We start from the raw sequence: 14,536 nt of genomic DNA on the forward strand, positions 1-14,536 counted from the left end.
CGCCTGGCGATGTGGTCTGAGTGGTGATGTTTTCACCGCTATGTCACTTCGAGGTGACCGGTTTTGTCACTTTCTGACACGAACGGTCAGTTCGTGTCAGGTCACGGGTTATTCGATGCCCAGTTTCTTGATGCGATAGCGTAACTGGCGAAAGCTCAGTCCCAGCAGCCGGGCGGCGGCGGTTTTGTTGTAGCGGGTCTGTTCCAGGGCCTGGCGGATGGCTTCTTTTTCCTGTTCCTGCAGGGAATTGTCCAGCGGTCGCTCTTCGGCAGCGTGCGGGGCGGGGTTGCTGGTCGTGGCGGTGTGGTTGGCAGGCAGGTTGAGACTGGCAGCGTCGATCCGGTTGTCCTCGCACAGGGTCATGGCCCGCTCGAGCAGGTTTTCCAGTTCCCGGACGTTGCCGGGAAAGGAATAGCTTTGCAGCGCCTGCAGGGCATCGTCGCTCAGGCGGGGAACGTCCACCTGCCAGTCGGCGGCGATGCGCTGCAGAAAATGGTCCGCCAGTAAAGGGATATCCCCGGGCCGCTCGGCCAGATCCGGCAGGTGCAGTTCGATGACGTTGATCCGGTAATAGAGATCCTGGCGAAACTCGCCGGTGTGAATCAGCTGGCCCAGATCTTTGTGCGAGGCACTGAGGATGCGCACATCGGTATGGATCTCCTGCTGGCTGCCGATGGGGCGTACGGCCTTTTCCTGGATGGCGCGCAGCAGTTTGACCTGCATGTGCAGGGGCAGGTCGGCCACCTCGTCGAGAAACAGGGTGCCGCCCTGGGCGGCCTGGAACAGGCCGGCCTTGTCGCCGTTGGCCCCGGTGAAGCTGCCTTTTTTGTGGCCAAAGAACTCGCTTTCCATCAGCTCGGCGGGAATGGCGCCGCAGTTGACCGGCACGAAGGGCTGGTCGCGGCGCGGCCCCTGTTCGTGAATCAGGCGCGCCGCCAGCTCCTTGCCGACCCCCGAGCCGCCGCTGATATAGACCGGCGCCTGGCTGCGGGCCAGCTTGGCAATGGTCTGGCGAATCTGCTGCATCACCGCCGAGTCGCCCAGCAGGGTGGTTTGCCCCGGTTCGGCCGGGCTTTTAGAGGCAGGCCGTCGTTCGAGCTTGAGGGCGGTGGTGACCAGGCTGCGCAGATCGTTGATGTCCAGCGGCTTGTTGACGAAGTCGTAGGCCCCGGCCTTGAGGGCCTCGATGGCCGATTCCATATTGCCGTGGGCGGTGATCATCGCCACCGGCAGATCAGGGTACTGTTGCTGGATATGGCGGATCAGATCGATGCCGTTGCCGTCGGGCAGGCGCATATCGGTCAGACAGAGATCAAACGTATTCTGCGTAAGCAGCGTTTTCGCCTGCCCCAGATTTTCCGCGCTGAGGCAGTCCACGCCCATGCGCGAGAGCGTGATCTCCAGCAGCTCGCGGATATCCGGTTCGTCGTCGACGATTAGTGCCAGTGGTTGTTCGGTCACGGTAATCCTTGAAATCGTTTTATTTACTGAGGTGTTGAATTGATCACCCCTCCCTAACCCTCCCCTGGAAGGGGAGGGGATACAGCTCTGGACCTCGTCACTCGTTACTCACCCCTGTGTCGTCAGACACTGGCTTGCCCGGAATGACGCCTGTTGTTTTTCCTCGTCACTCGTTCCTCGTAACTCGTCCCTGTGTCGTCAGTGCATCTGCCGGCGCGGATCCTGAAAGGTAATCCGGAAACAGCTGCCGCCGGTAGCGACCGGTTCATAGTTTAAATGGGCCTGGTTGGCTTCGGCCAGTTCCCGTGAGATATACAGCCCCAGCCCGGTGCCCGAAGTGGCAGTGGTGTAAAAGGGCTCGAAGATGTGGGCGGCGATTTGCGGATCGATACCCGGGCCGTGATCGAGAATATCGATAAACGGCCGGGCCGATTCCCCGGTCAGGGCCGCGTGGATCACCACCTTGGGAAATCCCGGGTAGTCCTCGCTGTAGCGCACCGCATTCTGGCACAGGTTGGTGAGGATCTGCTCCAGCTGGCTCGGATCAAACCGGACTCGCAACGGGCTTGAATCGATGTTGAGGCCGATCAGCTCCGGGCGCAGCCCCTGCCCGGCGACGAACTCGCGGAGGAAATTCGGCAAAAAATGGTTCAGTTCGATCAGCCGCGGAGTGGAATGATCGCGGCGGCTCAACTGCATGATGTTCTCCACGATGGTATTCATACGCCGGGATTGATCGCCGATGATGCCGGTCAGGCGCCGGTCGTGCTCGTCCAGCTGGGGCGATTCGCCCAGCAACTGCCCGGCGTGGCTGATGGCGCCCAGCGGGTTGCGGATCTCGTGGGCGATACTGGCGGTCAGGCGCCCCAGCGCGGCCAGTTGCAACTGCTGCGCGTGGCGGGCCATGGCGGTGGCATCCTCCAGAAAGATCAGGGTCCCGCTGCCCGACGCCTGACCGATGCGGGCGAACCGCGGCATGACCCGGGGGTGCTCCGCCGAGGGCTGGATCATCTCGATCTCGGCGGCCGGATCCGCCCGCCAGCGTTGCGCCTGATCGGCCAGTGGTGCCGAGAGATCGGCCAGCCGGCTGTAGTGGGTAGCCGAGGGCATGCCGAGCATGTACCAGGCCGATTCGTTCATCAGCCGGATCCGATCCGCCTCATCGATGACCATGATGCCGGTTTGCATGCGCTGGATGATGTGTTCGGTCAGCTGCGACATGTTGGCCAGGTCCAGCCCGCGGCGCTGGGCCAGCGCCTCGCTTTCCCGGATGCGGCGGGCAAAGCCGTGAACCGCCAGGGCGGTGACGAACAGCGTCAGGCCCAGAATGCCGGCCTGGGTGTAGGTGTTGGGCTCCCCGAGCCCGACAAACTGGGCAGTAAACTGTTCGCCCAGTACCGCCAGGGTGGCCAGCGCGGCGAACATCAGCGGATGCCGGCCACCCATGACGATGCTGCCGCCGGCCACGGTGACGATCAGCAGGGTGCCGAGGCCGCTGCTGATACTGCCGCTGGCATGCATCAGCAGTGTGGTAGCAAGGATGTCGGTGCCAATCTGCAGGTAGATCTGGAGTTCAAACCGCGGCCAGCGATTACTGATCAGGACAATGAAAATGATCGCCAGCGCAAAATAGATCAGCGAAACGGCATAAAACAGCACCGGATCGTGGCTGGCCAGCGGGGGCAGCAGATAATCGCTGTAGAACAGCCCGGTGAACAGCCCGCTGATCAGCAGGCGGTAGAGATTGAGCAGGGCCAGCGGTTGCCAGATCTGCGCCTCACTCTCGGCATGGGCAAACGGGAAAGGTTGATCGTCGGTGTCTGTGCGCATAGGCCGGGGGGATGTCAGCTGTCGTGAGGCAGATGCGCGCGGCTGCAATAGTAATGACCGTCCCGCTTGAGCGCCTCTTTTTCCGGGACATGGGTGCCGCACTGCTCGCAGCGCACCATGTTTTCAACGGGGTTTTCAACGGGCCGGCCGGGCTTCGACGAATTTGTGCTGCGCGCCCGGGCCAGGGCCTTGAAGCGTTGATAGAGACGAATGACCAGCCAGATCAGCAGGGCAAGGACGATAACGCGCAGAAGTCCGGGCATGGAATATCCTGTATCGAAGTTTGTAACTGCCCCATGATAACCCAGATCAGGGCGGGATACCCCGGGCGTATTTTGTAGGAGCCGAGCCACCTCGGCGATTCACCCTCGACGATCGCACCATCCTCAACCCATCGGCCAGAGGGCTGGCCTCCTACAACCTAACAGATTGCATCCCAAACCCCGGCAACCGGTGACGCCTGCCGGGCGAGTCGTTAGCCCCGGACAAGGTTTTGCGTCCACCCCCCGAATGTTCCAGAATAGACGCTGGTTCCCTGCCGAATAACAATATGAATCTTCACGAATTTCAGGCCAAGCAGCTGTTTGCCCGCTATCACATCCCGGTGCCCGAGGCGTGCGTCGCCGACTCGGTCGAGGCGGCACGGGCCGCCGCCCGTGAACTGGGCGGCGGGTCGTGGATGATCAAGGCCCAGGTGCATGCCGGCGGCCGGGGCAAGGCCGGCGGGGTGGTCAGGGCCGCCTCGGCGGACGAGCTGGAAGCCGCGGCGAACCGGCTGCTGGGTTCCAGGCTGGTCACCGGCCAGTCCGGCCCCGACGGGCAGCCGATCAACCAGCTGTTGATCGAACGCCCGGGCGACATCGCCGCGGAGTATTACCTGGGGATGCTGATCGATCGTGCCCTCTCCAGAGTGGTGTTCATGGCCTCCGCCGCCGGCGGCATGAACATCGAGGCGGTGGCCCGCGAGACGCCGGAGAAAATTCTTACCGTGCCGGTTCATCCCGCCGCCGGGCTGCAGGGGTATCAATGCCGGCAACTGGCCTTCGGCCTGGGGCTGGAAAAACAGCTCAAGTCCCTGACGGCCATCATGCAGGGCCTGTACCGGCTGTTCATGGACAACGATCTGAGCCTGGTGGAGATCAACCCGCTGGTGCTGACCGGTGACGGCGAGCTGCTGGCGGTGGATGCCAAGATCAATCTTGATGACAGCGCCCTTTATCGACACCCGGATTTACAGGCCCTGCGCGATGCCAGCCAGGAAGATGAACGCGAAAACCGCGCCCACCAGCACGGTCTTAATTACGTCAGCCTCGACGGCAATATCGGCTGCATGGTCAACGGCGCCGGGCTGGCGATGGCGACCATGGATCTGATCCAGCTGCACGGCGGGGCGCCGGCCAACTTTCTCGATGTGGGTGGCGGCACCACCGCCGACAAAGTCGCCGAGGCGTTCAAGCTGATCCTCTCCGACAGCAAGGTCAAGGCGATTCTGGTCAATATCTTCGGCGGCATCGTGCGCTGCGATCTGATCGCCGAGGGCATCATTCAGGCGGTGAAAGAGACCGGACTCGCGCTGCCGGTGGTGGTGCGTCTGGAAGGGACCAACGTGGAACAGGGCAAGGCGCTGCTGCAGCAAAGCGGCCTGGACATCATCGCGGCGGAGGGATTGAGCGATGCGGCGACCCGGGTGGTCGAAGCGGCCGGAGGACAGGCCTGATGGCAGTACTGATCGATAAAACTACCCGGGTGATCGTGCAGGGCTTGACCGGCAAGCAGGGCAGCTTTCACGCCGGGCAGGCCATCGAGTACGGCACACAGATCGTCGGTGGCGTCACGCCCGGCAAGGGCGGCACCCCCCATCTGGATCGGCCGGTGTTCGATACGGTCGCCGATGCCGTGTGCGAGACCGGTGCCAATGCCAGCATGATCTATGTGCCGGCGGCCTTTGCCGCCGATGCGATCCTGGAGGCCGCCGATGCCGGCATCGAGGTGATCGCCTGCATCACCGAGGGCATCCCGGTGCTGGATATGCTTCGGGTGAAAGCGGCATTGAAGGACAGCGACAGCTATCTCATCGGCCCCAACTGTCCCGGCATCATCACCCCCGGCCAGTGCAAGATCGGTATCATGCCCGGCGCGATCCATCAGCCGGGCGGGATCGGTATTGTCTCGCGTTCCGGTACATTGACTTATGAGGCGGTCCATCAGACCACCCGCAACGGCCTGGGGCAGAGCACCTGCATCGGCATCGGCGGCGACCCGATCCACGGCTTGAATTTCGTTGATTGCCTGTCGCTGTTTGAAAACGATCCCGCCACCCGCGGCATGATCCTGGTGGGCGAGATCGGTGGCGGCGAGGAGGAGGAAGCCGCCGAATTTATCCGTCATCACGTCAGCAAACCGGTGGTGGCCTACATCGCCGGCGTCACCGCCCCGCCGGGCAAACGCATGGGCCATGCCGGGGCGATCATCGCCGGCGGCAAGGGCACCGCCGAGGGCAAGTTCGTCGCCTTGCAGGAGGCCGGGGTTATTGTCAGTCGCTCCCCGGCCGAAATGGGGCGGCTGATGCAGGAACAACTGTAGGAGGCCAGCCCTCTGGCCGATTGGTTGAGGATGGTGCGATCGTCGCAGAAGAATCGCCGAGGGGCGCGGCGCCTGCAGGGCCGTATGATTTTAGCCGACGTTTTTTGCGAGATTGAACAGGGAGATTAATGCGAGCATGCCAGAGCAGGAACTACGGATCGCGATTGCCCAGATCAATCTGCTGGTCGGCGACATGGAGGGCAACGCCCGGCGCATCATCGAAGTGATGCATGAAGCACGTGATAACCTTCAGGCCCATGTGCTGGTGACGCCCGAGCTGGCCCTCACCGGCTATCCCCCCGAGGACCTGCTGTTACGTCCCGGCATGTACGAGCGTATCGACCGGACCCTGTTGCAGATTCAACAGCAGGTCACCGGGATCGATCTGCTGCTCGGTTATCCCGAGCAGACACCCGAAGGGGTCTACAATTCGGCGGCAGTGATTCGCGAAGGCCGGATCATCGCCCATGCCCGCAAGGAGAACCTGCCCAACTACAGCGTGTTCGACGAGAAGCGCTACTTTGTGCCGGAGCATCATACCTGTGTGGTCGAAATTGCCGGAGCGCAGGTGGGGATCACCATTTGCGAAGACATCTGGTTTCCCGAACCGCCGCAACGGCTCAGGGAAGCCGGCGCCGATCTGATCCTGAATATCAACGCCTCGCCCTATCACCTGAACAAAGGTTACGAACGTGAACAGACGGTGGCGGATCGTTGCCGGGAAACCGGCCTGCCGGTGGTGTACGTCAACCTGGTCGGCGGTCAGGACGAGCTGGTGTTCGACGGCGATTCGTTCGTGATGAACGGTGCCGGAAGTGTGACCCAGCGCGTGCCGGCGTTTAGCGAAAAACTGGAACCGGTGCGGTTCAAAAAGGGCGAGGAGGGCTGGCAACCGGTGCAGGCCGATGTGTTGCCGGCACCGCTGTCGACCACCGCCAGTGTCTATCAGGCCCTGGTGCTGGGGGTGCGCGATTTCGTACGCAAGAACGGTTTCAACGGCGCGGTGATCGGCCTCTCCGGGGGGATCGATTCGGCCCTGACGCTGGCGATCGCCGTCGATGCGCTGGGTGGTGAGGAGATCGAGGCGGTGATGATGCCCTCACGTTATACCGCCGACATGAGCGTCGAGGATGCCGCCGAACAGGCACGCACCCTGGGCGTCAATTACCGGGTCATCGCCATCGAACAACCCTTCAACGCCTTTCTCGAGATCCTGGCCGATGAATTCGCCGGCCTGCCGGTGGATACCACCGAAGAAAATATCCAGGCCCGTTGCCGCGGTGTGTTGCTGATGGCGATCTCCAACAAGAAGCGCAAGATGGTCCTGACCACCGGCAACAAGAGCGAGATGGCGGTGGGCTATGCCACCCTCTACGGCGACATGGCCGGCGGCTTCGATGTGCTCAAGGATGTGCCCAAGACACTGGTTTACGAACTGGCCAATTATCGCAATACCCTCTCGGCGGTGATCCCGCAACGGGTGATCGACCGTCCCCCGTCCGCGGAGCTGGCGCCGGATCAACAGGATACCGACAGCCTGCCGCCCTACGAGGTGCTGGATGCGATCCTGGAAATGTATGTGGAAAAGGACATGGGACTGGAAGATATTGTCTCCCACGGTTATGACCGGGAGATCGTGCAAAAAGTCATGCAGATGGTGACGCGGAACGAATATAAACGCCGTCAGGCACCACCGGGGATTCGGATCACCCAGCGCGCCTTCGGTCGCGATCGGCGTTATCCGATCACCTCCGGTTACGCCCTGCCAGATCAGGGACGAGGGACGAGGGACGAGTGACGAGGAGAAGCTTTTACCACGAAGGCACGAAGACACGAAGTGTTATGATATTGTCTTCGTGGTGAATGTTTTTTTAAGATGCAGGGTGCGTTTTGCGCACCGTAATGTTGTGTAACAAATCCGGGGAACCGTGTTATGAAAAAAGTCGAAGCGATTATTAAACCCTTCAAGCTGGATGATGTGCGTCAGGCATTGTCGGAGATCGGGGTCAGCGGCATGACCGCCACCGAGGTCAAGGGCTTCGGCCGGCAGAAAGGCCATACCGAGCTGTATCGTGGCGCCGAATACGTGATCGATTTTCTGCCCAAGGTCAAAATCGAGGTGGTAGTGGCCGATGAACTGGTCGATCAATCCCTCGAGACCATCACCAACGCCGCCCGCACGGGCAAGATCGGTGACGGCAAGATCTTCGTCACCGACGTGCAGCGGGTGATCCGGATCCGGACCGGCGAGGAAGGTAACGAAGCGATCTAGCGTCCTGCGGGCAGGGCCGGGTTACGAGGGACGAGGGACGAGGAAGGGCTTTTACCACGAAGACGCGAAGGCCCGAAGATTGGAACAGGGTGACTTTGTGTGGTTACCCGCCGGGCAACACGTTCTTAAATTGATTTTTTCTCTTCGTGTCTTGGCGTCTTCGTGGTAAATGCTTTTCAGGATCTTGTTTTGGCCTGTTTCGTTTCGTGGTGATCGGGGTAGTTGAGTTCCAGCACTTCCAGCGCGTCGGCGGCGAGGTCGTTCATTTCCAGTTGCCGGTAGGCACGCACCATAATGCCCAGGGCTTCGGGGACCTGCTTGGTCTGTTGGTAATTCTCCACGATATATTTGGCGCGATTGACGGCTGCAATCAGTGCGCCGCGCCTGTAATAGTAATTGGTGACGTGCATTTCATGTTTGGCCAGGGCATTGCGCAGGGCATACATGCGCCCGATGGCGTCTTTGGCATAGCGGCTGTCGGGAAACTTCTCTACCAGTTCGGAGAAATAGCGAAACGCCTTGCGTGACGGGCGCGGATCCCGTTCGGTCATATCCTGGTTGAACCAGCGATTGATGAAGGAAGGTTCCAGGCGAAAGCTGGCCAGGCCGCGCATATAATAAGCATAATCCACATGCGCATGGTTCGGATGCAGTTTGATAAACCGATCGGCCGAGAGGATCGCCGTCTCCGGTTCATTGTATTTATAATAAGCGTAGATTATCTCCAGCTGAGCTCGTTCGGCGTAGGGGCCGTAGGGAAAGCGCGATTCCAGCCGCTCATAAAGGTTGATAGCCTCTTCATAATTCGTATTATCCAGCGCTTCGCGGGCCGCTTCATAGAGCTCCTCCACCGACATGCCGGCAGTGGGATCGTTTGCATCCGGTGAAGACGAGCAGCCGGATAACCACAGCAGTGGCAGGATTAAAAGCAGGTATCGAACAGCCATGATGATTCCGGATAAGGTGGCAGTGGATTTGTAGTACGATCGGGTTCAATTGCCGATTATACCCTGAAACAGGTTAATGACGACACAACGGACAGAATATCTCAGCGGCGAGGTGCCCGACAGCCTGGCCGGCCAACGACTGGATCAGGCTCTGGCCCGGCTCTTTTCCCAGTATTCCCGCTCGCGTCTGCAGCAGTGGCTCAAGCAGGGCTGCGTGCGGGTGGATGGCCGTCAGCTGCGGGGCCGGGATAAGGTCGTCGGGGGCGAGCAGGTCGAGATCGAGGCGGTACACGAGGCGCAGGGCGAGTGGCAGGCCCAGCCGATCAAGCTGGATATTGTGTATGAGGACGAGGCGCTGATCGTGCTCAACAAGCCGGCCGGGCTGGTGGTCCATCCGGCGGCCGGCAACCCCGAGGGAACCATGCTCAATGCGCTGTTGCACCACGATCCGGAGCTGGCCACGGTACCGCGCGCTGGTATCGTGCATCGGCTCGACAAGGAGACCACCGGCCTGCTGGTGGTGGCGCGCACCCTGGGGTCCCAGAAACAGCTGGTGGAACAACTCCAGGCGCGGCGTTTTTTGCGCGAGTATCAGGCCGTGGTCAACGGCGTGCTGACCGGCGGCGGCAAGGTGGACGCGCCGATTGCCCGCCATCCGACCCAGCGAAAACGCATGGCGGTGGTCCAGAACGGCAAGCCGGCCATCACCCATTATCGGGTCGCGCAGCGCTTTCGCGCCCATACCTGGCTGCGCGTGACGCTGGAAACCGGGCGGACCCACCAGATCCGGGTTCACATGGCGCACATTCACCATCCACTGGTGGGCGACCCGACCTACGGCGGCCGCCTGCGAATTCCGAAGGGGGCGAACGAGGTGCTGGGTGAGACTTTGCGTGGCTTCAAACGCCAGGCCCTGCATGCCAGCAAGCTGGGGCTGCAGCACCCGCTCAGCGGCGAGATGATGCAGTGGGAACAGGCGTTGCCGACGGATATGGCGCAGCTGATCGACGTGCTGCAACAGGATCTGGGCGGGGCGGGGGAGCGCGAATGAATCGGGATCGGTTTATTACCCCGGACTGGGCGGCCCCGTCGACAGTGCAGGCCGGCACCAGTTGCCGTCAGGGCGGGGTGAGTGAACCGCCGTACGATTCACTGAATCCGGCATCCCACGTGGGCGACGCCCCGCAGGCCGTGGCCACTAACCGGGCCCGACTGGGATTGCCGGGTGAACCGGGCTGGTTGCAACAGGTCCACGGCACCCGGGTGGCGGTGCTGGAACACAACGGCCGGATCGGTCTGGAGGCCGATGCGGCCTATACGCGTACACCGGGGGTGATCTGCGCGGTGCTCACCGCCGATTGCCTGCCGGTACTGCTCTGCGATCGCAATGGCCGGGAAGTCGCCGCGGTGCATGCCGGCTGGCGCGGCCTGAGCAGCGGGGTGATCGAGGCGGCACTGGATCAGTTTCAGGCCCCGGCCGATCAGATCCTGGCCTGGCTCGGTCCCGCCATCGGCCCCGGGGTCTATGAAATCGGCGACGAGGTGCGCCGGGCCTTTGTCGGGCCCGATCCCGATAGCGACGAGGCGTTCACGCCGACCCGACCCGATCACTGGCTGATGGATATCTACGCGCTGGCGCGGCGCCGTTTGCAGCAGCGCGGCGTCGAGCAGATCAATGGCGGCGAGTATTGCACCTTTACCGATGCCGAACGGTTCTATTCCTATCGCCGGGACGGCGTGACCGGGCGCATGGCCAGTGTCATCTGGCTGGCGCCGGATGACAGTTGCTAGGTGCTAGTTACCAGGTGCTAGTGACTCTTCTTGCAGGTAGGCCGGACATAGCGAAGCGGTGTCCGGCAACCCGAAGAGTGCCCGATACCGCGGAGTTTATGCCCGAAGGGTGCTAGATCGGGCCTACCTGGTCTTCAGGGCAGCTGCCAACCCGGTTCCGGCAACCCGAAAACCAGTACCCCTGTGGGAGCCGAGCCCTGTCGGCGATATAACCTCGCCGATCGTACCGCTCCAGACAATCGGCCAGAGGGCGGGTCTCCTGCCTCCCAAACCAGCGCCACCCTGTGTATCATGCTAAAGTTTTTTGCCGACCTGGAAATCTGATGTCGTTATTTACCTGGATTTTGCTGTTCAGTCTGCTCGGCGGGGTGCTGAGTGTGCTGGCGGCCGCGCTGTTTTTGCTGATCCCCGGTTTTACCCGGGATCGGCTGCTGCCCCATTTTGTGAGCTTTGCCATCGGCGCCCTCCTGGGTGCGGCTTTTCTGGCCCTCTTGCCCCACAGCCTGGCCGGCACGGACGACTTTCATCTGCTGGGCATGACCGTGTTGTTCGGGGTGCTGGGGTTTTTCCTGCTGGAGAAGATGGTGCTGTGGCGCCATTGCCATCACGAAGTCTGCGAGGCGCATACCCCCGAACCGCATGCGCATGAGAACCATAACGCGGCGGGGACCCTGATCCTGATCGGCGACGGGGTGCATAATTTCGTGGACGGGGTTTTGATTGCTGCGGCCTTCATGACCGACATTCACCTGGGTATTGTCACCGCGCTGGCGGTGGCGGCGCATGAGATCCCGCAGGAAGTCGGTGACTTCGCCGTGCTGTTGCAAAGCGGCTTCAGCAAGCGCAAGGCGTTTGTGTTTAACGTCCTGGCCAGCCTGACCACGCTGATCGGCGCCGGTCTGGCCTATTACAGCCTGGCCGATATGCAACAGGCTCTGCCCTATGTGCTGGCGATCGCCGCCTCCAGCTTTATTTATATCGCCGTGGCCGATCTGATTCCGGGCCTGCACAAGCGCGTCGAGTTCAGTCAAACCGTCCAGCAGATTGTTCTTATTTTGCTGGGGGTCGTGGTCATTTATCTGGCGCACTCAACCCTGCATTAGCGCGTTTCTCAACGCAGCAACAACACCGGCACGGCGGCGTTGCGCACCACGCTGGTGGTGGTGCTGCCGACCAGGAACCGGCGAATCACCGAGTGGCCCCAGGCGCCCATGATCAGCATGTCGATGTCATTGGCCGCGCGGTAGTCACATAACACCCGCTCAACATCCCCGCTGATGATCGTGGCCGGGGCATCGAAGCCGGCCTGTTCGAGTGTGTTTCGCGCCCAGTCTAATTGCTCGCGATGGGTCCTGGTGTCATTGCCGGCCATCACCAGGTGGCAGGGAATCCCTTTAAATAGCGGACTGCTGGCGACCATCTCGACGCCCTTGCGGGTGGTCTCGCTGCCGTCGAAGGCGAGCATGACTTTGCGTGGCGCGCTGAAGGTTTCAGTGGTGACCAGGATCGGGCAGTGCAGGCTGCGCACCACGCTTTCCACGCGGCTGCCGACGTGGGGTTTGAGCTTCTCGTCGTGTTTGCCCAGCACCAGCAGGCGGGTGTCCTGTTCGATGGCCAGCAGCGAATCGATCAGGCTGCCGTGGCGCTGATGGGTGATCGGTTCGCTGACGCCGTCCTCCAGCGCGCGCTGTTTGGCGGACTCGAGCATCAGCCGGCCCTGTTCCATGGCCAGCTTGCCGCGCTTTTCATCCAGCTCCGCCAGTTCCTGAAGCAGGGTTTCGCGACTGCCCAGGCCGATGTTGCCGCTCAGGTCGGTTTGTGCCGGGTATTCCGACTTGTCCAGTACATGCAGCAGGACCAGCGGGGCATCCAGTTGCAGGCTGGCCCAGGCGGCGCAGTCGCTGACCGCGGTGGAGACCGCGGTACCGTCGATACAGGCAATGACATTGGGCATAAGGCGTATCCTGTCAGTGGGCCATCAATTTGTCGACGGCGTCGGGTTTGTCATGGACCGCGAAGCGATCCACGATGGTGGCGCTGGCCTCGTTGAGGCCAATCACTTCCACCTCGGTGCCTTCGCGGCGGAACTTGAGCACGACCTTGTCCAGCGCCGCCACGGCGGTGATATCCCAGAAGTGGGCCTGGCAGAGATCGATGACCACTTTATTCAGCGCTTCCTTGAAATCGAAGGACTCCACAAATTTGTCCGCCGAGGCGAAAAAGACCTGTCCTACCACCCGGTAGGTGCGGGTCGCGTTTTGCTCATCCCGTTCCGAAACCACGTACTTGTACTGGCCCACCTTGTTGGCGAAAAACAGCGCGCCCAGCAGTACGCCGACGAATACACCATACGCCAGGTTGTGGGTCGCGACCACGACGATGACCGTGACAACCATAACAATGTTGGTACTCATCGGGTGTTTTTTCAGGTTGCGGATCGACTCCCAGCTGAAGGTGCCGATGGCAACCATGATCATCACCGCCACCAGCGCGGCCATGGGGATCTGTGCCACCCACTGGCCGAGAAACACGACCATCAGCAACAGGTATACCCCGGCCATCAGGGTGGAGAGCCGGGTGCGGCCGCCGGATTTGATGTTGATCACCGACTGGCCGATCATCGCGCAACCGGCCATGCCGCCCAGCAGGCCGGCGCCGATATTGGCAATGCCCTGGCCCTTGCATTCGCGGTTCTTGTCGCTGGTTGTGTCGGTCAGATCGTCGACGATGGTGGCAGTCATCAGTGACTCCAGCAGGCCGACCACGGCCAGCGAGATCGAGTAGGGCAGAACGATCCATAGCGTTTCGAGATTGAGCGGCAGGTCGGGCCACAGGAAGACCGGCAGGGTGTCGGGCAACTCGCCCATGCTGCCGACGTTGCGAATATCCAGATCCAGCCAGATGGCCAGCGCGGTCAGCACCACGATGGTCACCAGCGGCGAGGGGATGGATTTGGTGAGATAGGGAAACAGGTAGATGATCGCCAGTCCGCCGGCGGTCATGGCGTAGACATGCCAGGTCACCCCGGCGGTGGCCGGGTTCAGCTCCGGCAACTGGGCCAAAAAGATCAGAATCGCCAGCGCGTTGACGAAACCGGTCACCACCGAGCGCGAGACAAAACGCATCAGCGAGCCCAGCTTGAGATAGCCGGCGCCAATCTGCAGCACGCCGGTCAGCAGGGTGGCGGCCAGCAGGTATTCCAGCCCGTGTTGACTGACCAGGGTCACCATCAGCAGCGCCATGGCCCCGGTGGCGCCGGAGATCATGCCGGTACGACCCCCGGTAAAGGCGATGACCACGGCAATACAGAACGAGGCATAGAGGCCGACCTTGGGATCGACTCCGGCGATGACGGAAAAGGCAATGGCCTCGGGAATCAGCGCCAGGGCCACCACGATGCCGGCGAGCAGATCGCCACGCGGGTTGCTGAGCCAGTTGGTTTTCAGGGTCTGGTACATGTTGTCGGTATTCCGGTTCGCAATTGTCGTGCGCCACGCGCAGGCACAGGCCGGCGCAACACAGCCGCCAGTGGCGGCAACGACTTGATCAAGTCAGGAGAATGAAAGCATTGGCGGGCACGGCCGGTGCGCAATACCGGACAGAAAGTCGGTAGTTGCGTGAGGGGTGCGGGGGCAAACGCGGCGCGTACTAT

13 protein-coding genes are annotated in these 14,536 nt (G+C 61.7%); 7 read left to right on the top strand and 6 right to left on the bottom strand.

All coding sequences use genetic code 11. The features are described 5' to 3' along the window. Positions 1 to 108: 108 nt before the first annotated feature. From U5J94_RS08130 to U5J94_RS08140, 3 genes are all read right to left on the bottom strand, one after another. The gene (locus U5J94_RS08130; protein ID WP_322565142.1) at positions 109 to 1,461 is read right to left on the bottom strand and encodes a sigma-54 dependent transcriptional regulator; all 1,353 of its coding nucleotides are present in this window, start codon (positions 1,459 to 1,461) and stop codon (positions 109 to 111) included. A gap of 198 nt (positions 1,462 to 1,659) precedes the next feature. Further along, positions 1,660 to 3,291, bottom strand: coding sequence for a sensor histidine kinase (locus U5J94_RS08135; RefSeq protein WP_322565143.1), 1,632 nt, complete (start codon positions 3,289 to 3,291; stop codon positions 1,660 to 1,662). Between the two features lie 14 nt (positions 3,292 to 3,305). Further along, positions 3,306 to 3,554, bottom strand: coding sequence for a PP0621 family protein (locus tag U5J94_RS08140; RefSeq protein ID WP_322565144.1), 249 nt, complete (start codon positions 3,552 to 3,554; stop codon positions 3,306 to 3,308). 287 nt (positions 3,555 to 3,841) lie between these two features. Between U5J94_RS08140 and sucC the strand changes: the two genes are divergently transcribed. From sucC to U5J94_RS08160, 4 genes are all read left to right on the top strand, one after another. Next, positions 3,842 to 5,008, top strand: coding sequence for an ADP-forming succinate--CoA ligase subunit beta (gene sucC, locus U5J94_RS08145; RefSeq protein WP_322565145.1), 1,167 nt, complete (start codon positions 3,842 to 3,844; stop codon positions 5,006 to 5,008). Then, complete coding sequence (sucD, locus tag U5J94_RS08150) at positions 5,008 to 5,874, top strand: succinate--CoA ligase subunit alpha (RefSeq protein WP_322565146.1); 867 nt, start codon at positions 5,008 to 5,010, stop codon at positions 5,872 to 5,874. Before sucC ends, sucD begins: the two co-directional genes overlap by 1 nt. Positions 5,875 to 6,010: 136 nt before the next feature. Next, positions 6,011 to 7,672: an NAD+ synthase gene (locus U5J94_RS08155; RefSeq protein WP_322565147.1), complete on the top strand. Its 1,662-nt coding sequence runs from the start codon at positions 6,011 to 6,013 to the stop codon at positions 7,670 to 7,672. A 135-nt stretch (positions 7,673 to 7,807) separates the two neighbouring features. Beyond that, on the top strand, positions 7,808 to 8,146 hold the full coding sequence (locus U5J94_RS08160) for a P-II family nitrogen regulator (RefSeq protein ID WP_322565148.1): 339 nt from the start codon (positions 7,808 to 7,810) through the stop codon (positions 8,144 to 8,146). A 176-nt stretch (positions 8,147 to 8,322) separates the two neighbouring features. On the opposite strand, the gene U5J94_RS08165 is transcribed toward U5J94_RS08160, so the two are convergent. After that, a complete protein-coding gene (locus U5J94_RS08165; RefSeq protein WP_322565149.1) occupies positions 8,323 to 9,093 on the bottom strand; it encodes an outer membrane protein assembly factor BamD in 771 nt (256 codons plus the stop codon). Between the two features lie 76 nt (positions 9,094 to 9,169). Between U5J94_RS08165 and rluD the strand changes: the two genes are divergently transcribed. From rluD to U5J94_RS08180, 3 genes are all read left to right on the top strand, one after another. Then, positions 9,170 to 10,144: a 23S rRNA pseudouridine(1911/1915/1917) synthase RluD gene (gene rluD / locus U5J94_RS08170; protein WP_322565150.1), complete on the top strand. Its 975-nt coding sequence runs from the start codon at positions 9,170 to 9,172 to the stop codon at positions 10,142 to 10,144. After that, positions 10,141 to 10,884, top strand: coding sequence for a peptidoglycan editing factor PgeF (pgeF, locus tag U5J94_RS08175; protein WP_322565151.1), 744 nt, complete (start codon positions 10,141 to 10,143; stop codon positions 10,882 to 10,884). The genes rluD and pgeF overlap by 4 nt, the downstream gene beginning before the upstream one ends. A gap of 323 nt (positions 10,885 to 11,207) precedes the next feature. Then, positions 11,208 to 11,987 (top strand): ZIP family metal transporter, encoded by a 780-nt coding sequence (locus tag U5J94_RS08180; protein WP_322565152.1) that lies wholly within the window; start codon positions 11,208 to 11,210, stop codon positions 11,985 to 11,987. An 8-nt stretch (positions 11,988 to 11,995) separates the two neighbouring features. Here the strand turns inward: U5J94_RS08180 and U5J94_RS08185 are convergent, their stop codons facing one another. Then, on the bottom strand, positions 11,996 to 12,838 hold the full coding sequence (locus tag U5J94_RS08185; RefSeq protein ID WP_322565153.1) for a universal stress protein: 843 nt from the start codon (positions 12,836 to 12,838) through the stop codon (positions 11,996 to 11,998). A 13-nt stretch (positions 12,839 to 12,851) separates the two neighbouring features. Further along, positions 12,852 to 14,342 carry a SulP family inorganic anion transporter gene (locus U5J94_RS08190; RefSeq protein WP_322565154.1) on the bottom strand — a complete coding sequence of 497 codons (1,491 nt, stop codon included), beginning with the start codon at positions 14,340 to 14,342 and terminating at the stop codon, positions 12,852 to 12,854. Positions 14,343 to 14,536: the final 194 nt, after the last annotated feature.

It is taken from the genome of Thiohalophilus sp. (genome assembly GCF_034522235.1).
Classification (GTDB): domain Bacteria; phylum Pseudomonadota; class Gammaproteobacteria; order UBA6429; family Thiohalophilaceae; genus Thiohalophilus.

What these genes read in the sequence shown, in the direction of transcription:
- U5J94_RS08135 (WP_322565143.1), bottom strand. Translation starts at nt 3,291, where the DNA reads ATGCGCACAGACACCGACGATCAACCTTTCCCGTTTGCCCATGCCGAG.
- U5J94_RS08140 (WP_322565144.1), bottom strand. Translation starts at nt 3,554, where the DNA reads ATGCCCGGACTTCTGCGCGTTATCGTCCTTGCCCTGCTGATCTGGCTG.
- sucC (WP_322565145.1), top strand. Translation starts at nt 3,842, where the DNA reads ATGAATCTTCACGAATTTCAGGCCAAGCAGCTGTTTGCCCGCTATCAC.
- sucD (WP_322565146.1), top strand. Translation starts at nt 5,008, where the DNA reads ATGGCAGTACTGATCGATAAAACTACCCGGGTGATCGTGCAGGGCTTG.
- U5J94_RS08155 (WP_322565147.1), top strand. Translation starts at nt 6,011, where the DNA reads ATGCCAGAGCAGGAACTACGGATCGCGATTGCCCAGATCAATCTGCTG.
- U5J94_RS08160 (WP_322565148.1), top strand. Translation starts at nt 7,808, where the DNA reads ATGAAAAAAGTCGAAGCGATTATTAAACCCTTCAAGCTGGATGATGTG.
- U5J94_RS08165 (WP_322565149.1), bottom strand. Translation starts at nt 9,093, where the DNA reads ATGGCTGTTCGATACCTGCTTTTAATCCTGCCACTGCTGTGGTTATCC.
- rluD (WP_322565150.1), top strand. Translation starts at nt 9,170, where the DNA reads ATGACGACACAACGGACAGAATATCTCAGCGGCGAGGTGCCCGACAGC.
- pgeF (WP_322565151.1), top strand. Translation starts at nt 10,141, where the DNA reads ATGAATCGGGATCGGTTTATTACCCCGGACTGGGCGGCCCCGTCGACA.
- U5J94_RS08180 (WP_322565152.1), top strand. Translation starts at nt 11,208, where the DNA reads ATGTCGTTATTTACCTGGATTTTGCTGTTCAGTCTGCTCGGCGGGGTG.
- U5J94_RS08185 (WP_322565153.1), bottom strand. Translation starts at nt 12,838, where the DNA reads ATGCCCAATGTCATTGCCTGTATCGACGGTACCGCGGTCTCCACCGCG.
- U5J94_RS08190 (WP_322565154.1), bottom strand. Translation starts at nt 14,342, where the DNA reads ATGTACCAGACCCTGAAAACCAACTGGCTCAGCAACCCGCGTGGCGAT.